This is a genomic window from Xanthomarina sp. F2636L, assembly GCF_026410195.1.
In the GTDB taxonomy this organism is placed as follows: domain Bacteria; phylum Bacteroidota; class Bacteroidia; order Flavobacteriales; family Flavobacteriaceae; genus Xanthomarina.
In genome coordinates this window covers 418,469-442,989 of record NZ_JAPMLM010000069.1, presented here as the reverse complement: position 1 = coordinate 442,989, position 24,521 = coordinate 418,469, and the positions used below count along the sequence as shown (strand labels likewise).

General features: G+C 33.6%; 18 protein-coding genes, 1 tRNA gene and 1 riboswitch. Of the genes, 2 read left to right on the top strand and 17 right to left on the bottom strand.

Annotated elements, in window-relative coordinates; all coding sequences use genetic code 11:
* Nucleotide 1: 1 nt before the first annotated feature.
* The 7 genes from OS191_RS13135 to OS191_RS13105 form a co-directional block, all read right to left on the bottom strand.
* Nucleotides 2-1,903, bottom strand: coding sequence for a DUF3858 domain-containing protein (locus OS191_RS13135; RefSeq protein WP_267156171.1), 1,902 nt, complete (start codon nt 1,901-1,903; stop codon nt 2-4).
* A gap of 76 nt (nt 1,904-1,979) precedes the next feature.
* Nucleotides 1,980-2,432: a D-aminoacyl-tRNA deacylase gene (gene dtd, locus OS191_RS13130; protein WP_267156170.1), complete on the bottom strand. Its 453-nt coding sequence runs from the start codon at nt 2,430-2,432 to the stop codon at nt 1,980-1,982.
* A gap of 3 nt (nt 2,433-2,435) precedes the next feature.
* Nucleotides 2,436-3,389, bottom strand: coding sequence for a ribosome small subunit-dependent GTPase A (gene rsgA / locus OS191_RS13125; protein WP_267156169.1), 954 nt, complete (start codon nt 3,387-3,389; stop codon nt 2,436-2,438).
* A gap of 70 nt (nt 3,390-3,459) precedes the next feature.
* Nucleotides 3,460-4,542: a bifunctional 3-deoxy-7-phosphoheptulonate synthase/chorismate mutase type II gene (locus OS191_RS13120; RefSeq protein WP_267156168.1), complete on the bottom strand. Its 1,083-nt coding sequence runs from the start codon at nt 4,540-4,542 to the stop codon at nt 3,460-3,462.
* A gap of 97 nt (nt 4,543-4,639) precedes the next feature.
* Complete coding sequence (locus tag OS191_RS13115) at nt 4,640-5,491, bottom strand: prephenate dehydrogenase (RefSeq protein WP_267156167.1); 852 nt, start codon at nt 5,489-5,491, stop codon at nt 4,640-4,642.
* 2 nt (nt 5,492-5,493) lie between these two features.
* On the bottom strand, nt 5,494-6,639 hold the full coding sequence (locus OS191_RS13110; protein WP_267156166.1) for a pyridoxal phosphate-dependent aminotransferase: 1,146 nt from the start codon (nt 6,637-6,639) through the stop codon (nt 5,494-5,496).
* A complete protein-coding gene (locus tag OS191_RS13105) occupies nt 6,636-7,463 on the bottom strand; it encodes a prephenate dehydratase (protein ID WP_267156165.1) in 828 nt (275 codons plus the stop codon). Before OS191_RS13105 ends, OS191_RS13110 begins: the two co-directional genes overlap by 4 nt.
* Before the next feature lie 272 nt (nt 7,464-7,735).
* Here OS191_RS13105 and gldA point away from each other — a divergent pair, with 272 nt between their 5' ends.
* Entirely contained in the window at nt 7,736-8,635 is a 900-nt protein-coding gene (gldA, locus tag OS191_RS13100) for a gliding motility-associated ABC transporter ATP-binding subunit GldA (protein ID WP_267156164.1), read from the top strand.
* Here gldA and OS191_RS13095 read toward each other — a convergent pair.
* From OS191_RS13095 to OS191_RS13070, 6 genes are all read right to left on the bottom strand, one after another.
* Nucleotides 8,632-9,093 carry a hypothetical protein gene (locus OS191_RS13095; RefSeq protein WP_267156163.1) on the bottom strand — a complete coding sequence of 154 codons (462 nt, stop codon included), beginning with the start codon at nt 9,091-9,093 and terminating at the stop codon, nt 8,632-8,634. The two genes, gldA and OS191_RS13095, sit on opposite strands and share 4 nt — an antisense overlap.
* A gap of 53 nt (nt 9,094-9,146) precedes the next feature.
* Nucleotides 9,147-9,893: a head GIN domain-containing protein gene (locus tag OS191_RS13090; protein ID WP_267156162.1), complete on the bottom strand. Its 747-nt coding sequence runs from the start codon at nt 9,891-9,893 to the stop codon at nt 9,147-9,149.
* Between the two features lie 3 nt (nt 9,894-9,896).
* Complete coding sequence (locus OS191_RS13085; protein ID WP_267156161.1) at nt 9,897-10,988, bottom strand: acyloxyacyl hydrolase; 1,092 nt, start codon at nt 10,986-10,988, stop codon at nt 9,897-9,899.
* A gap of 124 nt (nt 10,989-11,112) precedes the next feature.
* Nucleotides 11,113-14,511 (bottom strand): bifunctional aspartate kinase/homoserine dehydrogenase I, encoded by a 3,399-nt coding sequence (thrA, locus tag OS191_RS13080; RefSeq protein WP_267156160.1) that lies wholly within the window; start codon nt 14,509-14,511, stop codon nt 11,113-11,115.
* A gap of 3 nt (nt 14,512-14,514) precedes the next feature.
* Nucleotides 14,515-14,964, bottom strand: coding sequence for an OsmC family protein (locus OS191_RS13075; protein WP_267156159.1), 450 nt, complete (start codon nt 14,962-14,964; stop codon nt 14,515-14,517).
* 11 nt (nt 14,965-14,975) lie between these two features.
* A complete protein-coding gene (locus tag OS191_RS13070) occupies nt 14,976-16,283 on the bottom strand; it encodes an O-acetylhomoserine aminocarboxypropyltransferase/cysteine synthase family protein (RefSeq protein WP_267156158.1) in 1,308 nt (435 codons plus the stop codon).
* Between the two features lie 121 nt (nt 16,284-16,404).
* Nucleotides 16,405-16,530: riboswitch (SAM riboswitch) on the bottom strand.
* A gap of 301 nt (nt 16,531-16,831) precedes the next feature.
* On the opposite strand from OS191_RS13070, the gene metK reads away from it, so the two are divergent.
* Complete coding sequence (gene metK / locus OS191_RS13065) at nt 16,832-18,121, top strand: methionine adenosyltransferase (protein WP_267156157.1); 1,290 nt, start codon at nt 16,832-16,834, stop codon at nt 18,119-18,121.
* Nucleotides 18,122-18,950: 829 nt separating this feature from the next.
* On the opposite strand, the gene OS191_RS13060 is transcribed toward metK, so the two are convergent.
* From OS191_RS13060 to OS191_RS13045, 4 genes are all read right to left on the bottom strand, one after another.
* A tRNA-Tyr gene (locus tag OS191_RS13060) sits at nt 18,951-19,032 on the bottom strand.
* A gap of 137 nt (nt 19,033-19,169) precedes the next feature.
* Entirely contained in the window at nt 19,170-20,723 is a 1,554-nt protein-coding gene (locus OS191_RS13055; protein WP_267156156.1) for a M20/M25/M40 family metallo-hydrolase, read from the bottom strand.
* A gap of 113 nt (nt 20,724-20,836) precedes the next feature.
* Nucleotides 20,837-23,542, bottom strand: a complete 2,706-nt coding sequence (locus tag OS191_RS13050; RefSeq protein ID WP_267156155.1) for a TonB-dependent receptor — start codon at nt 23,540-23,542, stop codon at nt 20,837-20,839.
* Between the two features lie 32 nt (nt 23,543-23,574).
* Entirely contained in the window at nt 23,575-24,459 is an 885-nt protein-coding gene (locus tag OS191_RS13045; protein WP_267156154.1) for a GLPGLI family protein, read from the bottom strand.
* Nucleotides 24,460-24,521: the final 62 nt, after the last annotated feature.

Here is a 24,521-nt window from a genome sequence, read left to right as displayed (position 1 = left end):
GTTAGGTTTTTGAGTTAAATACTATCTTGGAGCTATCGTGTTTCTTTATACTTAAGCAAAAATCCCTAAATTCCTGATAGTCTTCTTTAGAATAAGTTCCTTTATTAAGTATCAATTCACGTTTGTAAGTTATAATATTATTTGCAGTAGTTATGCTTAACTTATAAGAACCAAATTTATTTTTAATAGTCACAGGTTCTTTAATAGCTTCCACATGCAGGCTATTTGAAAATTGAATTTCGTAGGTATCTACATCTGTATATCCTCTCTCAATTACAAATGGTAATTTTCTATTTTTATATCTTGGCGGTGTTTTTGTTATTTTATTAAACAAATTAGGTTGAAACAATAATCTATTTCCAGCTTTAGAAGCATATCTAGGTATTTTTACTTTAATATCTTCTGTAAAAACAATACTATCTTTATTATTATTAAAATTCATTTTTAGAATTTCTAGATTGTTTAAATCGCTCCAAAAATCGTTTTTATAGTATAATTCCTGTTCTTTTACAGTGGTTGTTTGGATGCCTTCATGTTTGCCATATTGCGCTCCTTTTGACTGGATTTTAATTTCTCCAATAACAGTTCCGGTATCATCTAGAATGATATCTGCCTGTATTTCTTGTAGATTTTCTTTTGCATGATACACTTTGGTACGAACAATTTTTCCACCTTCAGGAGTAATTATTAAGGCCTCTCTATCGTCTGTAAAATTAGCATTATAACCAAACGGATTGGTTTTACTTGTGCATTCAAGCCAGACATAATCCCCATTATTAGGTAAACATAAAATAGCATGATTGCCTTGGGTTGCCGAAAAATCTTGATCTATATCTATTAGGTTATCAGCTCCGTAAATAATAGTGTAATAAGAAGGTACACCAACTTCTTTTAATAAAGCCTGAGTGTAATTAGTTAAGGCTTTACAATCTCCATAGGCTAACCTATCTACATCTTGCGCCTCCATAGGCTTCCATCCTCCAATACCAACTTGAACACTAATATAGCGTGTTTTATCTTGCATATATTCATAGACAATCTTAGCTTTTTCCATGTTAGAATTAGCGTTTTCTGTAAGATATTTTATATTATTTTTAACGGCTTGAGGTAATTCTTGTGTCCCACTAATAAGGCTGTTATTAATCCATAAGCCAAAATCCTCCCAATTAGTATTAACTCCTTTTATACCTTCCATATCGAACTGGGTCAAGGCTGCTTTTAAAATTGGAGCATACGTTTTAAAGTCTGGACTGTAAGCTTCAGGCTCTATGGCTTGTAAATTTTCTGATCGATAATGAAAGTCACTAATTTTTTTAATGTTATACGCTTCAAAATTTGAAGTTTTTATTTTAATAGGAATTTCTGAAGTGTTTGTAATTTTATACTCGTTGTTTTCTGAACTTACATAAAACCCTTCAATGGGAAGCCAGCTTGGTATAAAAGCCGTAGAATTATAAATTACCTTGGTTTCAAAAAGAATGGTGTATGGATAATTAATTGGTGTATAATCTAGGTATTTTACGCGACTATCTGAATATAAAGTACCTCCTGAAACAGCACTAACATCCTTAAAATCGTTTTTTTTAAATTTCTTAATTTCCTTTCCGTTGGAGTTAAATACGCGAGCTTCAAGATTTTGAATGTTGATATTCTCGTCATAATGATGATAAGCATCTACTTTATAATCGCCTTCCTTATTTAAAACTGTAATAATTCTTTTATTGGTATATACCACTTTGTTGTAGGCAATGATATTTATTTGAACATCATTAAATCTAACCACAGCATTCGACTTTACTCTAAGTTCTAAAGGGATGGAATTTACATGAAGTAAATAATCATCCTGAGCTGCTATTTGCGTATAAATTAGTGAGGAGAGTACTAAAAGTATTATTTTTTGCATGTAGGTAACTTCTTTTCTCTATCTCAAAAATAGAATTAATTATGTAGAAACAAAGCTAAAAGTACAATTAATGCTTTTATTCTTTATTTTTAGTGTCAATGATAATGGTTACAGGACCGTCGTTTACAAGCCCCACTTTCATATCTGCACCAAATTCTCCGGTTTGAACTGGTTTTCCTAGATCTGATTCTAATTGTCTTACAAAAGAGTCATACAAAGGAATGGCAATATCTGGTTTGGCTGCTTTAATATAACTTGGCCTATTTCCTTTTTTTGTGTTTGCATGAAGCGTAAACTGGCTAACAACAATTGCATCTCCATGAATATCTTTTAAAGATTGATTCATCACATTATTTTCATCATTAAAAACTCGAAGATTTGTTATTTTATTGGATAGCCATTTAATATCTTCTTTGGTATCTTCATCTACAATACCCAATAAAACAAGTATCCCATTGGCAATAGACGCTACTTGCTTTCCATCAATGGTTACATTGGCTTTAGAAACTCTTTGAATAACTACCTTCATTTTTTACTCTTTTTCCCAAGTATCGGTTCTATAATGTTCGTCTTCCCCTTCAAGAATTTGTAAATAACTTCTATATCTAGAATAGGCAATTTCATCTCGATCTAAAGCATCTTTTACAGCACATTTGGGCTCGTCCACATGAATGCAATTATTAAACTTACAATCTTGTTTTAGCTTAAAAAATTCAGGAAAATAATCGCCAACCTCAGCCTTATCCATATCTACAACACCAAAACCTTTAATTCCAGGAGTATCTATAATTTTTGCTCCAAAACTTAAGTCATACATTTCAGCAAAAGTGGTGGTATGTTGTCCTTGCATGTGTTGACTTGAAATTGCTTTTGTTTTTAAATCTAATTCTGGCTCAATGGCATTGACTAAAGTCGATTTCCCAACTCCTGAATGCCCAGCAAACATGCTCACTTTATCTTGCATCAACGCTTTTACTTTATCGATATTCTTACCTGTTTCTGCCGAAATACCAATACACTCATAACCTATTTGCCTATAAACATGAGCTAAATATCTCACTTCGTTTAAAGTCTCTTCGTTATAAGTATCAATCTTGTTAAACAGTAAAATTGTTTTGATAGAATAAGCTTCGGCAGTTACCAAAAATCGATCGATAAAACTTGTAAAAGTTGGAGGATTATCAATAGTAACCAATAAAAAAACCTGATCGATATTTGAAGCAATAATATGTGTTTGCTTTGAAAGATTCACGGACTTCCTTACAATGTAGTTTTTTCTATCGTGAATATGTGTTACAATTCCAACAGGTTCATCGTTATTATCCGTATCTAAATCGAAATCCACGCGATCTCCAACAGCAATTGGGTTGGTGCTTTTTATGCCTTGAATTCGGAATTTCCCCTTAATTCGGCATTGATATGTAGCACCTAAATCTGTTTTCACAGTGTACCAACTTCCCGTAGATTTATATACTATTCCTGTCATTATTACAAAGATGCCATTATTAATTAATAATTAAAAGAGATTCGTTAATAATGGCACGAACTATTCATATTTAGCTATTAATAATTTTCTCTTGATGATTAATAGACTCTTGATGTACTGCTTTAAAAACACGTAAAATAAATTCTTCACTTAAATTCTTTTCTTCTCCTTGAAGAATCATTTTTCCTAAAATCTCATTCCAACGTTTGGTTTGTAAAACAGCTACATTATGAGATTTTTTTAGAGCTCCAATATCATCAGCCACTTTCATACGTTTGCCCAACATTTCTATTAATTGATGATCTATAACATCTATTTGAGTACGCAACGTGTTTATTTTATTTTTAAATTCTGCGGCTTCACCAATTTCCTTTCTAATACGTAAATCTTTGGTGTATTGAATAAGTGTTTCTGGTGTAATTTGCTGCGATGCATCGCTCCAGGCTTTGTCTGGATTATGGTGTGTTTCTACCATCAAGCCATCGTAATTTAAATCTAAAGCCGTTTGGCACAAATCGAAAATAATATCTCTTCGACCAGCAATATGTGACGGATCTAAAATAAGTGGCAAATCTGGAAACCGATTCTGTAAATCAATGGGCAATTGCCATTCCGGATTGTTTCTATATCTCGTTTTTTCGTAGGTTGAAAACCCTCTGTGAATGACCCCTAAATTATTTATTCCTGACGTATGAAATCTCTCTACAGCACCTAACCAAAGTGCTAAATCTGGGTTTACTGGATTTTTAACCAAGACTATTTTATCTGTTCCTTTTAAAGCTTCAGCAATTTCCTGAACTATAAACGGACTTACAGTTGTTCTGGCACCAATCCATAAAACATCCACATCGTGTTGCATGGCCAAATCCACATGATTGGCATTAGCAACTTCTGTTGCAGTCATTAAGCCAGTTTCTGCTTTAGCTTTTTGCAACCATTTTAAGCCTAAAGCTCCTACTCCTTCAAAATTTCCTGGACGCGTTCTTGGTTTCCAGATTCCAGCTCTTAAAACAGTTGTGTCACTAGCTTTTAATTGATGAGCAATGGTTAATACTTGTTCTTCGGTTTCTGCACTACATGGTCCTGCAATCACTAGAGGATGCTCTAGATTGAATGCATGTAACCAGTTTTTTAGTTCTTTTTTGTTTTCCATAATATTTTAATAATTCCAAAATTCAAGTCCTAAATTCCAATTGCAGATTAAAACTAACACCTGTTGGAATTTAGTTTTTGGGATTTGTTTTTTTTAATTATTGTATTCCGTTTAATATCTTTTTAATATGATTTGTATTCTCCATTTCATTAAAAATGTCGTCAAAATTATCAGCTTCCATAAACTCTTTAAATTTAGTAAGATTGCTTATATATTCTTCAAGAGTTTCAATAACATTTGTTTTATTTTGTTTAAAAATAGGGGTCCACATCTGTGGCGAACTTTTTGCCAAACGAACCGTTGATGCAAATCCACTTCCTGCTAAATCGAAAATATCTCGTTCGTTCTTTTCTTTCTCTATAACTGTTTTACCTAGCATAAACGCACTAATATGAGATAAATGTGATACATAAGCAATGTGTTTATCATGTGCATCTGGATTCATATAGCGCATATTCATACCCATAATTTTAAAAATAGTTAAAGCGCGTTCTTGCAATTTAAAAGCCGTTTTTTCTATTTCACAAATTATGTTTGTTTTGTTTACAAATAAACCTTCCATGGCTGCTTTTGGCCCTGAAAATTCAGTTCCAGCAATGGGATGTGTCGCTAAAAAATTTCGTCGTTTTGGATGATTCTCTACTGCTTTACAGATACTTGCTTTAGTTGATCCAGAATCTATTACCAACGTTTCGTCTGAGACTTTATCTAAAATTTGTGGCAGTAACATTTCTGTAACATCAACTGGTATGGAAACAATGACTAAATCAGCTTGGTCTAAATCATCAAAAGTAGCTTTTTTATCTATGAACTTTAGTGAAAGAGCCTCCTCTAGATGTACTTCATTATTATCAATCCCAAAAATAATAATCTCTGGATTCAGTTTCTTAACATCTTTGGCAATGCTTCCTCCTATCAATCCAACTCCTATAATATATATGTTTTTCATCCTTATTTAATTCTAGCAATAGCTTCTTCTATAATGTCTGTAGTCGCACAAAGTGAAAACCTAACATACCCTTCACCTTGACTTCCAAAAACAGTGCCTGGAGCTATAAAAATGTTATATTCTTTAAGTAATAAGTCGATAAACTCTTCCGATTTTATAAAAGGTGGTGTTTTTGCCCAAACAAATAATCCTGCAGCATTTTTATCATACGAACAGTTTAATTTATCAGCTAATTGCCAAATTAATTTGCGCCTTTCTTCATACACATTATTCAAACTTACATACCATAACTTTGAGCATTTTAAAGCTTCAATAGCACCTTTTTGAATGCCATAAAACATACCAGAATCCATATTGCTTTTAACTTTTAAAATATGATTTATATAATCCGATTTCCCCAAAACCATCCCAATTCTCCAGCCAGACATATTAAAAGTTTTGCTTAAAGAATTTAGTTCTAAACACACATCTTTTGCTCCCGGAATACTTAAAATACTTCTAGGGGAGTTGTTCAAAATAAAACCATAGGGATTATCATTCACTATCAAAATCCGATGTCTTTTTGCAAATGCTACTAGCTTAACAAAAAAGGCTTCAGTTGCAACTGCTCCAGTTGGCATATGAGGGTAATTAATCCACATTAATTTTACTTTTGACAAGTCTTTTTCCTCCAGCATTTCTAGATCGGGTATCCAATTATTATCTTCATTTAAGTTATACAAAACAGGCTTCGCCCCAACTAGGCTTGTAACCGAGGCATAGGTTGGGTATCCTGGGTTTGGAATAAGCACCTGATCTCCGGGATTTAAAAAAGCCATTGAAATATGCATGATGCCCTCTTTGCTCCCCATAAGTGGTAATACTTCTGTGTTTGGGCTTAAAAACACTTGAAACTGATCTCTATAAAAAGATACCATAGCTTCCCGTAGTTCTGGCAAACCTTGATAGCTTTGATATTGGTTAGCTTGAGCATCGTTTAAACTGGTGTTTAAAGCTATAATTACTTTTTGTGATGGCTGCAAATCCGGACTCCCAATCCCTAAATTAATGATTGGTTTGCCATTGGCTTCTAACAATCTTACTTCCCGAAGTTTTTTCGAAAAGTAGTATTCTTCAATGGATTGCAATCTTTGCGCTGCTTCAATCATTGTTTTGTGTTTTTATATTCTCCTAATATTTTAAATTCTTCGGTCATGATTTCCATAATGGATTTTGCTTTTTTATAATCTTCGAAATCTTTAAAAGTGATATCCACAAAAAAAGCATATTTCCAAGGAGTTTCAATCTTTGGTAAGGATTGAATTTTGGTTAAATTCAGTTTACAGTCGCTCATAACATTTAATATAGCTGCCAGACTACCTCTTTTGTGCTCTAATTGGAATTTTATGGATGCTTTATTTATCTCTTTCTGAGGTATTTCATGATTTTCTCTTTTGATTATCGCAAATCGTGTTTCATTGTTTCGTATAGTTTGGATACTTTCTGATATGATGTTTAATTCAAATAATTCTGAAGCTAATTTACTTGCTATAGCTGCCACTCCTTTTAAGTTTTTATTTTGAATTCGCTGGGCGACTTCGGCTGTATCTTTGTCTTCCACAAGTTTAATATGTGAATGCCTTTTAAAAAACTCTTTGCATTGTAACAAAGCCATGGGATGAGAAAATACCTCAACAATATCACTAATATCTTGCTTTGGCAAAGCCATTAAATGATGTTGCACATCTAAATAATGCTCCCCAACTATGTGCAAATTATGAGTGTCTATCAATGCATAATTAGGAATAATCGATCCAGCAATAGAATTTTCTAAGGCCATAACAACAGCATCTGTCGATCCTGAAACTAAGCTTTGTACTGCTTCATCAAAAGTCAAACATTCTTTTAATGTTACTCCACTTCCAAAGTATTGCTGAGCCACAATATGATGGAATGATCCTTTTACTCCTTGTATGGCTACAGTTTTAATCAAAATTATTCTTAAGTTTAAATTTTATCAAAAAAAAAGTCCCGATTTTCATCGAGACTTTTATATCATGTATTATTAATAAAAATTACATATACGAGGTCTCGTTTCTTCTGTTAAAAAAGAAATAATTCCAGTTATAATATGCAAAATTCAATGTTGCTTTCATTTTCAGACTGCTAATGTAGCTAATAAAATGAAAAAACAAAATGTATAGACTAATTTTTAATTGAAATCGTTTACTAAATAGTTATTTTTACAAAAAATATACAAGTTTTATGTCTATTGAAGTTGAAAACATCTCAAAAATTTACGGGTCGCAAAAAGCATTAAACAAGGTGTCGTTTAAAGTGAATAAACCAGAAATTGTTGGTTTTCTAGGTCCTAATGGTGCTGGAAAATCGACTATGATGAAGATTTTAACCACCTATATTGAGGCTTCTGAAGGACAAGCTAAAGTGAATGATTTTGATGTAAACACCAATAAACAAAAGGTGCAACAAAGTGTTGGATACTTACCTGAACACAACCCTTTGTACTTAGAACAGTATGTTAGAGAATATTTAACCTTTAACGCACAGGTTTATGGGGTTGAAAAAGAACGTATTGAAGAAGTTATAAAACTAACCGGATTAACTTCTGAGGCTCATAAAAAAATTCAACAACTTTCTAAAGGTTACAGACAGCGTGTAGGTCTGGCAAATGCGCTATTGCACAATCCAGATGTTTTAATTTTAGACGAACCCACTACAGGTTTAGACCCAAATCAATTGGTAGAAATCAGAACCTTAATTAAAAATATAGGAAAGGAAAAAACTGTTTTTCTTTCTACTCACATCATGCAAGAGGTGGAAGCCATGTGCGATCGTGTAATTATTATTAATAACGGAGAAATTGTGACAGACAAAAAATTAAAAGATCTAAGAGAAGGTCAAGAACAAATAGTTATTGTAGAGTTTGATTACAGAGTTGAAGATGCTTTTCTATTAAATTTACCTAAAGCAAAACAGGTCTTAAATACACACGATTTTATTTATGAAATCACCTTTTCTACAACAGAAGATATGCGTTCTCATGTTTTTGATTTTGCACATGATAATCAGTTGAAAATTCTTCAGCTGAATCAAAAAAACACCAGCTTGGAAAACCTATTTAGAGAGTTGACAAGTTCGCGCTAATTCCGAACTTCAATTTTATAAGTTCTGTGACAAGTAATACAAGAATTCAATAGGGTATTTAACTCTTTTTGTGCATAATTAAAATTATTATTTGCTTTTATGCTATCAGCTATTTCGTCAAATTTAGCGTGAACATTGAGTCCCATTTTTTTAAAACCAATAGGCAAACTAGCCATCATTCCTTGTGGAGCTTCATGCACAACATTCGCTCCAGACTGTCTGGCTGCTACATAAATCTGTTCGCTGTCTTTATTTAAAATACGTTCATTTATTTGCTGAATACTCTCTAAAAATCCACGCATCTCCTTAAGAGCAAAATCAGCGTTAGATTGAGATAATTCAATTCCTACACGATTATCTGATGTTTCTACAACACTTCCTTTAAAAACAAATACATAAATTAAACTAAGCGTACTTAAAAAAAATACAATTGCTAAAATGCTTGGTAACTTTTTCATGATAAACTCTCTTTTTTAAGAAATTATAATCTTTAATTTTATATAATTACGACCTACTCAAAAATTAGTTTTCCAGTATACAATTGCTCTACTTCTACCGTTGGGGGTTGATTTTTAGAAATTAAATCGCCTGTGCCACGTAACACTCCTGTTAAAGATACTTGCGGATTTACAATCATGTCGTTATAACCTCTATGAGAAATACTGACATTTTGAGCTATTAAACCTGCCCCTTCAAAACGTCCGGACCCCGAATAAAACCCCACAGATAAATTATTAGTTTCACCGGAAATATAAAAGGATGAAATATTATTAGATGCTATACTTAAACTATTGGAATTGACTTGTAGCTTAAAATCGCCTACAGTAAAATCTCCTTCTGATGCAAAATCTTCAGAAAACAAGCTTAAATTACTATAGTTTAAAACTCCATCGGACAAAATATCATACTGTGTCGAACACCTGATTTGGGTAATATTTGGAGCTGAAACATAAATTTTAGTGGGTTTGTAATCTCTGATAAAATTACAGGTATTATTATCAACTACACGCAACTGATTATCTACCACAACCACCTCTATATCATTGAGTAAATTTTTCCCTGTTTCAATTAGAACATGTGTTTCTGCAGCTTCTTTTAAAATCAATTCAATATTTCTATTGACAAATATTTTATGAAAATCCGGAACTGTTACTTCCTGTTGGACAATGTCTCCTGATTTTTGAAAACAATCATTAGTATCTTCGCTATCACAAGCAAAAAAGCTAACTAATATGAATATATAAAGTAGTTTTTTCATTTTTTACAATCTTATTCCAACACCAAACTCAACAGCTTCGGCTTTGGCGCCATGAGATTTCAAGGTTAATGCTGCAAACCACTTTTCACCAAAATAGCGTTTTGCACCAATTCTTAAATAAGTTCTGCCCTCAAAGTCGTATGGATAGTACACATAATAACCAAACTGTGTGACTACAGATAACTTATTAATAAACAATTCATGACCTACAAAAAGGCCAACACGTTTATAATCTTCGTCTCCTGAAACATTCTCTTCTGGGAAAGAAACGGACTTATAATAAATTAATTCTTTTAAAAACATGGAGAAAAAAACATCTGTACCTGCGTGTACCGCACTTTTATGAGACAAGCGTTTATCGGCATAAGCAGATAAAATATAAAACGGATATTGCCCACTTCCTATTACATCACTTTCATTAATACCAGTTCTAAAGGCTAAATTAAACTTTATAGGTTGGGTGAATTTTTCTTTGGTAATGGTTTTAATATACTCCGGATCAGCTTCATCTAAATTATAGGTCAATCCAACATTAAAAGCAATGGTATTCACACTGGTATTTGGGGCTTTGATATTGGCATTGGAATAATGCAAAAGTGAAAGTCCTGCTTGAATTCCAAACCTATCAAATATTCTTTCTTTCTTATAATTAAGCATCACGTAGGTGGCACTTAAAATAGTTGAACCAAAAGCTACATTTTTTGGATTATCCACCTTATCGTAAGGGTTGGTATTATATGCTAAACCCTGCCCAATCCGCAGCATTAAATTGCGTTTTAAGAAATAAAAATTATAGTGTGCATAAAGCGAATAATTATCACCCAAAACATCATTTTTGAGATCTTGATAAGCAAAAGAAACTCCCCAATCTGGATAACCATAGCGCTGTTCCCAGTCTTTTTCTCCAAAAGACTTTTTATTCCAGCTTAAAATAACCCCTTCCGGGTGACCTTTAATTAAATGAAGAATATCATTATTATGTAAGGCAATATTTCCTGTAAAATAATTAACATCGAAATACGATTTGCTCTGCTTTTCCTGAGAATAAACAATTGCGAAACTTAAAAACAAAAAGTAGGTTATAATTTGCCTCATTAATATCAATTATGTGGCAAAAATAGCAGAATATTTAAAATACCTGCGATGCTATGGCTTTTATATTATCACTTTTTCCCATGGAGTAATCATTCAGCACTAAAACCAATGACTTTTAACGCTTTTAGTTGGTGTTTTTCGCCAATCGTAAAATATCTCCAAACACGCCTCTTGCTGTTACATTTTTTCCTGCACCTGCACCTTGAATGACTAAAGGTCTTTCTCCATAAGATTCTGTAAATATTTCGAAAATAGCATCTGATCCTTTTAAAGACCCTAAAGTTGAATTTTTAGGAACCGACACTAATTGCACATCCAATTGCCCTTTACTCTGAAACAAATCGCCCGACAAGTCGCCAATATACCTCAAGACGTGATCTGGTTTTTGTGCTTCTTTTTTCTTTTGAAAGGTTTCGTTCAGTGCTTCTAAATCTCCTAAAAATTGCGATGTAGAACTATTTCTAAAATCTTCAGGAATGAGATTTTCTATATGAATGTCCTCAAATTCATTCTCTAAATCTAACTCTCGGGCAAGGATTAATAATTTTCTAGCTACATCGTTGCCACATAAATCTTCCCTTGGATCTGGTTCTGTATAACCTTGATCAATCGCTTCTTTTAAAATCTCTGAAAATGGTCTGTTTTCCGAAGAAAACGCATTAAACAAATAACTTAAAGAACCGGAAAAAACACCACGTATTCGAGTGATATTTTCACCCGATTCGTGTAATAATTTAATGGTATCAATTAAAGGCAAACCTGCACCAACATTCGTTTCATATAAATATTCCTTTTTGTTTTTAGCTAACTTTTCTCTTAAGGTTTTATAAAAACTATGAGATACGGTGTTGGCTATTTTGTTGGAGGACACCAAATCGAAACCAGCTTCCACTAAAGGAATATAGTTTTCAATAAAATCGGCATTTGCTGTATTATCAACTGCTATCAGATTTTCTAAATGGTGTTTTTCAGCATAATCGATAATAGCTTGAGCTGATGTGCTTCCGATGCCTTCAGTTTCTAAATCCTGTTTCCAATTTTCATCTATGCCAGAGGCGTTTAAAAGTACCTGTTTAGAGTTTGCAATAGCAAAAACACGTAATTGAATATGTCTTCGTTTTAAAATAGATTCGGCGTTCTCCAAAATCTGATCGATCAGCGTACCACCAACCAAGCCTTTTCCAAAAATGGCAATATTGATGTTTTTAGCCACGCCAAACACTTGTCCGTGAATCACGTTAAGCGCTTTGTGTAACTGATGTTTCCTAACCACCAAACTCACATTTTTCCCAGAAATGGTATTGTTGAATAATAAGGGAACAATCTGGTTTTTTATAAGCGCATTATAAGGCTGATGAAACTTACTTAAGTCCAATCCAATAATAGAAATAACGGATACATCATCAATAATGGATATCTTATGAACGTCTTTGGTGTAAAATTCATTTTCAAACTCTTGTTCTAAAGCTGCAACAGCATCTTTTGCACGATTGGAAGCCACAATAAATCCAATGCCACGCTCTGAGGAACCTTGGGCAATAATACTGACACTAATTTGGTGCGTACTTAAAGTTCTAAATATTCTGGCATCGACTCCCACTTTTCCTAAAAGTCCCCGTCCTTCAAAATTTATAAGCGAGACATGATCTAAAACTGAAAGCGATTTAATGCCCTCAACTGTTGCTTTTGATGTAATTAAAGTACCTTCATCTTCAGGGTTAAAGGTATTTAAAATACGCAGATTAATATTTTTTTCTATTAAAGGAACAATGGTTTTAGCATGTAAAATGCTAGCCCCAAAATTGGCCAACTCATTGGCTTCTCCAAATGTTAACTGATCTATTTTCTTGGCATCAGGAACCAAATCTGGGTTAGCTGTATAAATTCCATTGACGTGGGTATAGCTTTCCAGCTCTTCAGCATCCAGGTAATTTGCTAATAAAGAAGCTGTATAATTACTTCCGTTTCGCCCTAAAGTGGTCGTTTGGTTTTTTAAATTAGAGGCAATAAATCCGGATACAATATGAACAGTTTCTCCATTGTACTTTTCAAAATGTGCTTTTACATTTTGCTCTGAAACAGCTAAAATAGGCTGTGCGTCTCCAAAATTCGCATCAGTTTTAATTAATAGCCTGGCATCTGTAGCATGCGCTTTTATGGCCCGTTCTGTCAATAACTGCGTGATGATTTTTGTTGCTAGTATTTCGCCATGGGATAAAACTTCATCTTTAATTTTTTCACTATAATCCTCAAGTAAACTAACGCCTTCTAAAAGGGTATCCAACTTTGAAAATTCTGCTGAAAAATCAACCGATTTTAAAGGTTCTGTCTGATAGGCTTTAAAAGCTTCCAATTGTGTTTTATAAGCTTGATTAGTGGCTGCCTTTTCAAGAATTTCTTCTAATTCGTTTGTGGCATTTCCTCTGGCAGAAACAACAACCGCGATGTTTTGTTTGACTTTTACTTTGCTTTCTATTATGGAAAGTACTTTGTTTAAACCATTTCCGTTTGCCAAAGATTTCCCTCCAAATTTTAATATTTTCATGTTCTTTTCTTTTGTTTCAGGTTTAAAAATTCCTGAAATAATTTTTTCTAATTGATTGAATTCTATCAAAAACGCATCGTGACCGTGAATGGAATGGATTTCATTATAGGTCACATTTGGATGTGTTAATGCCATTTGTTTTTGTGTTTCCCGATTTTCTTCAGCCGTAAAAAACAAATCCGAATCGACTCCTATGATGTGAATATGGGCTTGAATTTTATCTAAAATGTTCAGACTATGCGCTCCGCCATTAGTAACATCAATGGTTTTAAGCAATTGATTCATGAGTTTATAAGATGCCAATTGGTAGCGTTCTTGCAACTTTTTACCGTGATGGAGCAACCAGCTTTCCACGTTAAATATCTGTAAATCGCTGTTTTTAGTACGGTGAAACCTTTCTTTAAACGAAGCTGGCGTCCTATAACACAACATGGCATGCATCCGTGCATCGTGCACCGGATTACTGGAATTAACCAAAAACTGTTCTTGGATCTGACAGTTGGCAATAAGCCAATCGGTCGCTTTCCAATCGGTAGCAACAGGAATAAAATGCCAAGCTAAATCTGGTTTTATAGCTAACATTTCCCAGGCAATACCACCGCCTAAAGAGCCTCCAATAATTGCAAATAGCTTTTCAATTTGAAGTTCTTTTAATCCCAATAAAAATACTGCTGCAATGTCTTTTGCTATAAAGCTTTTATAGTCTTCAATAATAAAATCGTCGTACCCATTTCCTGGAATATTGAAAGCCAAAATTGTATAAACCTGGGTATCAATCACCTTATCCTCTCCAATAAGATCCTTCAACCAGCCATCTGTTCCAGACACATTACTATTCCCAGTAAGCGCATGATTAACAAGTACAATGGGTGCCGTACCTAAAGGTTTTCCAAATAATTGGTAAGACAATTTTAAAGTCATTGTCTTACCAATTTCTAATTTGAAATTTGGAATTTGGATGTGTTTTAATTTTGACATTTATTAAATAGCATATTGTTTTTCAACCTCAAGACTTACCGGAGTCACGTTCAATAAATTATCCTTAACCGGACAACGTTCTTGAACTATTTTCAACCAAGACACAAGTATTTCAATAGACGCTTCTGTTTCTGGAATTAGCTTTAAACTAATCTCCTTGAATCCCGCTCTTTCTTTATTGGAAGTTCCAAATAGTGTATCAGGATTTATATTTCCTTCGACTTCAATTTTTAAGGAATTAATTGTAAATCCTAATTCTTTAGCAACCAAATGCCCAACAACATTTACACAGCCAGCCAATCCAGCTAACAAATATTCTACAGGATTTGCATATTCATCAGTTCCTCCTAAATCTTCAGGTTCGTCTATAATTAATTTGAAGTTCCTTGCTTTTGCAATGAATTTTGCTGGAGATGCACTTTCTCCATGTACTTTAAAAATTAAATCGCTCATAATTATCTTTTTTATAAGTTAGATGCAGTTTCCAAAACAGTTTCGTTAACTATTTTGAAGGTTGCTTTTAAATCGGCTTTTAAGTCTTCCACATCCTCAAGTCCAACAGACAATCTGATTAAATCTTGAGACACGCCTGCACTTGTTTGAGACACCTCATCTAATTGCTGATGCGTGGTGCTAGCTGGATGAATAATTAGCGATTTTGTATCCCCAATATTAGCGAGTAAGGAAAATATTTTGGTGTTATCGACTATTGTTTTAGCAGCTTCAAATCCACCTTTTACACCAAAAGTAACCAAACCACTTTGTCCATTCGGCAAGTATTTTTTAGCCAATTCGTGGTACTCGTTACGTTCTAAACCTGGATAATTTACCCAGGCAACTTCCTCTTGTTTTTCCAACCATTGGGCTATTTCCAAAGCATTTTTGCTGTGTTTTTTAATACGAATATCCAGAGTTTCTAAACCTTGAATAATGTTAAAAGCATTTGTTGGACTTATGGCTCCTCCATAGTCGCGTAAGCCTTCTAAAATCAATTTAAACGTATAAGAAGCTGCGCCTAAAGTATCGTGATAAACCAAACCATGATATCCAGCTGATGGCTCCGTAAATTCCGGAAATTTTCCACTGGACCAATCAAAATTTCCTCCGTCAATAATAGCTCCTCCTAAAGATGTTCCTTGTCCGCCAATATATTTTGTCAAGGAATGAATCACGATGTTTGCGCCATGGGCTATCGGATTTAATAAGGCTGGGGTTGCCACCGTATTATCAACAATAAAAGGCACTCTCGCTGCTTTGGAGTGTTCTGCAATAGCTTCTAAATCCAGCACATCTAACTTCGGATTTCCTAAAGATTCTACAAAAAAGGCTCTTGTGTTTTCTTGAACAGCAGCTGCAAAATTATCTGGTTCTGAGGCATCAACAAAGGTAGTTGTAATACCCAGTCTTGGTAAGGTAACATTTAGTAAATTATAGGTGCCACCATACAAACTGCTGGATGCTACAATATGATCTCCTGCTTTTAAAAGTGTTAATAATCCAGTAGAAATAGCAGCCATTCCTGAAGCAAAAACAACGGCTCCAATCCCTCCTTCAACAGCAGCTAAACGCTCTTGTAAAATCTGATTGGTTGGATTGTTTAATCGGGTGTAGATAAACCCTAATTCTTTTAAAGAAAAGAGATTTGCTGCGTGTTCAGAGTTGTTGAACACATAAGAAGTTGATTGGTAAATTGGTACAGCACGTGTTCCTCCGTTTTTTGTAACATCGTGACCTGTGTGCAACGCTTTTGTTGCGAAATTTTGAATACTCATTTTTCTAGTTTTTTGAGTTAATAAATGATTAAACCAAAAGTCAAATAAGCCTCGTTAGAAGCGTACCTAATAGAAAAATGTTAAAAAGAAAAATTGAAATCACAGATGAGTAATTTCGTATAAGTTATCTATCCAATAATTCGATAAATGAATCGAATATTAAGTAGAATGTAGCACCTTCATAGTATAGAACTAAGGGTTGCTAAGGCTTCAGCGGGTCTATTCCCTCCACCTTTCTTGATAACATTTCAGTAAGTTTTTGAACTTTGTGAGTGCAAATATTGCATTAGAAAAAGTTATAAACCAAATTTTTTACTAAAAAAACTAAAAACAATTTGCAATCCATTTTATTTTATTAGTTTTGCAGTTCAATTATTAAGAGGAAAAATTTGTCTGATTGCAACCTCTTCAATTTGATTCAGAATAATTCATAAAAAGATTCGGAAACAAGTTGGAAATAAAATGCTAAAGCAGTAAACATTCTACTCCTCTAGCAGCTTGCAATCATATTACATTTTCTGATTTAACAGTTTAAAAAACAAGTAATTATGCCTTATTTATTTACTTCTGAAAGTGTTTCAGAAGGACATCCAGATAAAATAGCAGACCAAATTAGCGACGCTTTAATAGATCATTTTTTAGCCTTCGACAAAGATGCAAAAGTAGCTTGCGAAACCTTAGTTACAACTGGGCAGGTTGTATTGGCAGGAGAAGTGAAATCGAACACCTATTTAGATGTTCAGAAAATTGCCAGAGACACCATTAACAAAATTGGATACACTAAAAGTGCCTATATGTTTGATGGCAATTCTTGTGGTGTATTTTCAGCTATTCATGAGCAGTCGGAAGACATTAATCGTGGTGTTGACAGAGCAAGCAAAGAAGAGCAAGGTGCAGGAGACCAAGGAATGATGTTTGGTTATGCTACCAATGAAACAGATAACTATATGCCTTTAGCATTAGATTTATCTCACAGGTTAATGCAAGAACTTGCTAAATTACGAAGAGAAAATAAAGATATCACCTATTTAAGACCTGATTCCAAAAGTCAGGTAACTATTGAATATAGCGATGATAACGTGCCACAACGTATTGAAGCCATCGTTATTTCTACTCAGCATGACGATTTTATACAGCCAAAATCGAAATCAAAAGAAGATAAAGATGCTGCTGATGAAGCCATGCTTGAAAAAATCAGAAAAGATATGATCGAAGTCTTAATTCCACGTGTAATTGCTTCGTTACCAGAACATATTCAAGTATTATTTACAGACAATATAAAATATCATATCAATCCAACTGGGAAGTTTGTAATAGGTGGACCACATGGGGATTCAGGCCTTACAGGGAGAAAAATTATTGTCGATACGTATGGAGGAAAAGGCGCCCACGGTGGAGGAGCTTTCTCTGGAAAAGACCCAAGTAAAGTAGATAGAAGTGGTGCTTATGCAACTAGACATATTGCTAAAAACTTAGTGGCAGCCGGAGTTTGTACAGAAGTTCTTGTACAGGTAAGTTATGCTATTGGCGTAGTGGAACCAACTTCTATTTATGTGGATACCTATGGCACTTGTCCGTTTAATATGACAGATGGTGAAATAGCGCAAAAAGTAAAAGAAATTTTCGATATGCGTCCATCTGCCATTGAAAATCGTTTAAATCTTCGTCAGCCAATTTATAGCGAAACAGCTGCTTATGGCCATATGGGAAGAGAGAGCAAAACTGTTACAAAAACATTCGAGCAAATAAATGGGGAAACAATAGACCTGGAAGTTGAACTATTTACTTGGGAAAAATTAGATTATGTAGATAAGGTAAAGGCTGCTTTCGATCTTTAAGCTGTATCTCTAAATAAGAATTGAATAAGCCTCAGAACTTTTGTTTTGGGGCTTTTCATTTGGTAGAAAATGCTATTAGAACTAATCCTGAATTAATTGAAACAATCAACCTAGAACAAAAAGGTTTAGACCAGGAATACTATATAGAAACTGACAAATAGTTGTATAATTATATCAGGATTAATTTTATAAACTGTATAGTTATTTTAGGACGAGTCAGGACGGGTCACAGTTCGTAGATAGTTCGTAGATCCTCCGTACATACTCCGTGTCAAAGCTCATTCACATTAAATGAACGATAATGGCACTGACAAAAGCTGGCAAAACGATTGGATATTACCATATAATGCATTAGCATACAAGCAAAACTATAAAGAGAAACTCTCTTATTAGTCCCTTAACAAATAGAAAATCAAACCCACATTGTAGTTCTATAAATTCTTTATGCCTTTCCAATAGCTTCCTAATGGCTTTCCCATACCTTTCCCATACCTTCCCTATGGAAGCCAACGTTTTTTCCTACAAAAAAACCCAACTATGAATTTACAGAGTTATAGGTCTATTTTTTCACACTTTCTGAAAACCTAGATTAACTAAATTCACTCTATAAAGCTAGATTTAAAGAACACAAAAGATTTAAAAACAAAACAAAGAAAACCATAGAATTAGGATTAACTACGTTGATCCTGACAAACACTTCCTGAAATTGAAAAATCAAACTGCTGCGCTGTTTATTTTTTTATTTTATAAAATATGCTTGTGAGTAAACTCACGCATATTTTATAAAATAAAAAAATCCACACGTCCGTGTGGATTTTTCGAGTTAAAGTGGGGAGAGCAGGATTCGAACCTGCGAAGACGTAGTCAGCAGATTTACAGTCTGCCCTCGTTGGCCGCTTGAGTATCTCCCCAAAACCGAATGCAAATATATTATAGTTTTTAATTTATTTTACTAAAAACGTTAATTTATTTAGTCTAAAAACACAAAAAACTTATAATGACATATTTAAATATATCACTATAAGTTTTAATATCTATTATCCGTTATTTAATCTAAACCTCCTTTTCTCTCTGGCGAACGTGGTTCTGGCCAAGTGCGTTGTTCTCCTGTTCTGGAATCTACTGGTAAAACAATTTTCTCAGTAGATGTTCTATTAGGGTCCTCGCAAGCCATATATACTAAAATAGCTGTAAGGATGGCGTTGCTTTGCACATCGTCAAAAACAATTTTATCATAAGTATCTATATTAGTATGCCAGGTATAATTCCAATAAGACCAATTTAATGAACTTAAATTAAAAGCAGGAGCTCCAGCTGCCAAAAAAGATGCATTATCTGAACCTCCTCCACTTGGTGAACCTGGGAAATTAGTTTCAATATGTTTTGTAATATCTTTTGGAACGGCTGCTAACCATCTAGTCAAATATTCATAAGAATGTAAGAATCCGGCTCCAGATAAATGAACAACTCTTCCTGTTCCGTTATCTTGGTTAAACATGGCTTGGGTGTTTTTTACAATTTCTGGATGATCTTCCACAAAAGCTCTTGAACCATTTAAACCTTGTTCTTCACTTCCCCAATGTCCAACTAAGATAGTTCGTTTGGGGTTTGGATATACTTTTTTAAGAATACGCATGGCTTCCATCATCACTAGAGTTCCAGTACCGTTATCTGTAGCTCCTGTGCCTCCATCCCAAGAATCAAAATGTGCTGAAAGTATCACGTATTCATCTGGTTTTTCTGTGCCTTTAATTTCTGCAATGGTATTTAAAGAAGGTGCTACACCTAAATCTTTAGACTCAGCCACTATTTTAACAACTGGTTTGTTGCCATATTCTACCAATCTGTATAACATACCGTAATCTTCTAACTCAATATCAACCGTTGGAATTTTTTTTGTTCTTGCACTAAATATCTTATTCGCTCCAAAGCCTTTCGACCAATAAGAAGTAATAATTCCTGCTGCTCCTGCTTCTTCTAAAGCTTGATTTATTTCACGCCTGCCATAACCTGTACGTTCCATATTGTTTCGCCACTCTTTAGACATTGAATCTCTTTCTTTTTTCATTTTTTCAAAAGACTCTTCAGTGGCAAATTCTTCCCAGTTGTAATCTGGACGCCCAGTTTTTTGATATATAGATGTCATAACAAATTTGCCTTTTACTGTTTTCATCCATTTTTGAAACTCTAAAGAATCTTTAACAGTTGGAATGATAACAACTTCGGCTGTAACACCTTTTGGTCCTGTACTAGGGCTCCAGGCTAGCTGCATCCCATCCAATGTTTGGACTCTAGGTTCTAACATATCAATATGAGTTATGCCTCTTTCCCAGGCTTTCCATTCTCCCCATTTTTCATTTCTAGCTGAAATTCCCCATTTTGAATATTTAGCCACAGCCCAATCATTTGCCTGTTGCATTTGTGGCGTTCCAACAAGTCGTGGCCCAATAACATCCATTAATTCATGCCCTAAGATTTCTAACTGCGAATTATTAGTAGCTTCTTCAATAATGTTTTTTACAACAGGATCTTGTTCTTGAGATTGAATACTATAATTAAATAGTAATACAATTACAAGAAAGAGTTTAAATACCTTTTTCATTTCTATTTGGTTTGGATTAATTTTATCAGTTATCCAAAATACAAATTATTCTATAAAAAAAACCTTTTCAAATTGAAAAGGTTTTGTAATTAGAATTTAGTTGAAAACCAATATTATAGAGAATAAACAGCTCTAAGTGTGAGATACCTTGGCTGAATAAAATATTCTGTTGTATTTACCGAAATAGAGCTTGTACTACTTTGACTTTGCGATTGAGTATTCAATAAGTTGGTAGCTTTAAGTTCGAATTCCCATTTAGCATCTGCATTTTTTCTATAGGCTAAAGAAGCATCCCAAAAATCGAACGTATTTATGGTTCTATCTTCATCGCTAAAATTATTATATGCATAAGATGTTTTAAAGGTTAAGCTTTCCCAAATTAAAGCATCGAATTCAATACTTGGCGCTTTGGTATAAAACTTACTTCTGCTGGAACCTTGGTCATTATCTTGAATGGTATAACGGTAAGCCACTTCCACATTAGGCGCTTTTTTAAAATTAGTTCTCAATTCTGCTCCATAAGTCTGTGAGTAATTCTCGTTTACAGATGGTGTATTTTGAATAAACTGATTAAATTTCGCATAAGTAAAGTTTCCATTTACCGAAGCTCTAAGTTTCCCAAAAGATCTTTGAAATCTACCATTAGCTGAAAGAGTTTCATCGGCATAACTAGAATTGAAAGAAGAGTTACTTCTAATAACACTTTCGAAATTGGTAATATTCCTAATTTGATCGATGCTTTTTCTATAGTTTACATTCGCAAAAACATTGGTATAATTAAACATGTTAAAACTAAAATAAGACAGATTAATATTATGTGCTGTCGCATTTTCCAACTCTGGATTTCCATAAAAATACGAATTGTAATTATTCATAACATAGCCACGAGCAAAGTTAGTAATGTCTGTAAATTGTGTTTGCATGGCGTAATTAAAAACAATTTGCTCACTCTTTTTCAATTGAATTCTCGCATCGAAGTCGGGTAAAACTCTAAAGAAATTATCCTTGTAAGTCTCCCCAAATTGACTGTTATTCACATTATAAGCATGTGCCGAAAGTCCAGGCGTCAAAGTGAATTTTCCTAATTTAATCGTGTAATGAACCCCTAAATATAAATCGGTAAAATTGTATGTTATATCATTAGTAGCTAAGCCATCATTATCAACCGGAATCGGATTATATTCAGAACCATCATCTAAAAATTGAAATAACTCAGACGTAAATTTTTGATTGCTATAAATGGTTCCAAGAGTTACATTAATATTACTCTTATTATTCAACACATTCCAATAATCAATTTTTCCATCTAATTGATTCGATTTAACACGTTTATCTTGTGCCACATTATAGTTAGATTGTGTGGTATCAAACCCAACCACATTAGCCACATCATCATAACTGCTTTTCTCTTCAAGAACAGCATTATAAAAAGGGTCTTCATCTTGAATTAAAGATTGAATTTCTAATGAAAAGATATTTGTTTCATCTAAAGTATAATAGTAATTCAGGCCTTGTTTTACACTAAACGGACTTGATTCTTCATTAATATCTGTATTGCCAAGAACAGAAGAGAACACGTTTTGCTCTTGTGTTTCTTTAGAAAATCTACCTAACACATCATAATCTAATTGATTGTTACCATTAGGCTTGTATTTTGTGCTAAGCTTGAGCATGCCTAAATCGCTTCGTTGAATGGTATTACTTTGTGTTGTTTCATCAGGAATTCCTAACTCTGGATCTGTATAAACAATATTATCATTTTCTTGTAATTCATTTTTACTATTAGAATAAATAGCAAAACCACTAATATCTAATGTTTCTTTAGGTGAATAACTGAAATTTGCTGCTCCAAAATTAGACACAATACTTTTGGCTCTATTATTTTGAAGGGTTAAAAAACCCAAATCATTATTTCCTAGATTGATGCTTGTTCCACTTTTACGGCTTGGCATTCTAAAACCCCCTGAAAAGTTAAAATAGTCTCGACGTGTAAATGCCAATTCCCCAATATTATTCATATCTCCAATAACATTAACACTTAGTTTTGGACTGTAATAAAAGAGTTTTGGCTGCACCAAATAGAGACCTTCATCCCTTGTCGCCCCACCTCCTGCAGTAACTGTACCAAACCAAAAGTTTTCTTTTCCTTCTTTAAGTTTGATGTTAATGGCTATATTATCTTGATTGTTTGTTACGGAACTTAATTGACCTACTTCAGAATAATTTTTTAATACCTGAACTTTATCGACTGCATTCGAAGGAATGTTTTTAGAAGCCAATTTAGAATCGCCATCAAAGAAATCTTTTCCATCGACCATCACTTTCGAAACTTTTTTACCTTCTATTTCAATTTCGCCATCGTTGTTTATTTCAACTCCAGGTAATTTTTTTAGAACATCTTCTAACTTCCTTTCGGTACCATCTTTAAAAGAATCTGCATTATAAACAATAGTATCACCTTTAATAGTTACAGGCATTTCGTAAACAAGCTCTATTTCATCTAGCGTATTATCATTTTGGAGTGTGAAATCTTTTGAAATATGATTGTCCTTAGTTTCAATAAGCTCATCGGCAGATTTCATACCGATATAACTCACTTGAATTTTATAACTAGAATTTTTTTCAATGGTAAGTTTGTATCTACCAACATCGTTAGTAATGCCGTAAGCATCCATGTTTTTTGTTTCCTGATTGATAGCTACCACGTTGGCTAATTCTAATGGGTTTCCTAAACTATCTTTGACTACGCCTTCAAATTTAACTTGAGAAAAAGCTGTAGTTGCTACTAAAATTAATAGTAGTGCAATTGTATGTTTCATTTTAGTTTCTTGATTGATTATAAATAAGAAAATTAATTACCTCTTCCACCACCTCGGCCTCCACGACCTCCATACATTTCTCGCATTTCTTCCATTTTCTTTTTCATGATCTCGTTATACTCTTCTTGCGTCACTTCTTTTCCTTTTGAAGGCTTTTTAATAGTTTCTTTTTCTTCAGGATTAAGTACAATTTTAGAACACAAAATAGTTGTTCTATCTGCATTTACTTCTAGAATAAGTCCTGGCAATCCCCAATACTCTCCTGGACCTTGGTTAACCGGAATTTGCATGGTGTACCAAGCTGTAACTTCAATAGTTTCTGGAACTTCAATTTCATCCATAAGGTCTTTTGTCTTCGTGCTGTCTGTTGCTTTTTTGGATTCATCTTCATTATTTCTTCTTCTCATACTTCTAAAATCCATTGCATCTACTTTTTTAGTTGCAGTTGCTTTAAAACAAGTATATTGACCAATTTGCTTTGTCTCTCCACTTAATTTCCAATCTAATTTTGGCAAAGAATCTTTTACTAAAAACTGTTTTCCAAAGAATTCTTGCTCTTGAAGTAATTGATTTTCTTTCACGTTTTTGTATTGTGAACCTCCTGTAAAACTTCCCATCATGCCTCTAAAACCACCACCTTGGCCTGGAGCTTCTAATTTTTCTTCTTCATTATAGGTGGATTCTGTTTTATCAAAGACTAAAAAATAGGTCTTTTCAAGCATGCTTTTCATTCGTTCTGCAATTTGCTTTTTTTGTTCTTCACTCATATCTGCTCTCCCAAAATTATCCATGTCGATGGTTGTTTTAGACAGATATGTAGCTTTACCTTGAAAATCCTGTTGTGCAAAAGAATAGGTTGTTGTTAAAAAAACAATTAAGACAGAGAATGATTTGAAAAGATGAGATGTAAAATTCATTATTTTAGGTTTCTGTTTGATTAAAATTCTTTACTTAGACATTAAAAGAAACGTTTAGTTTA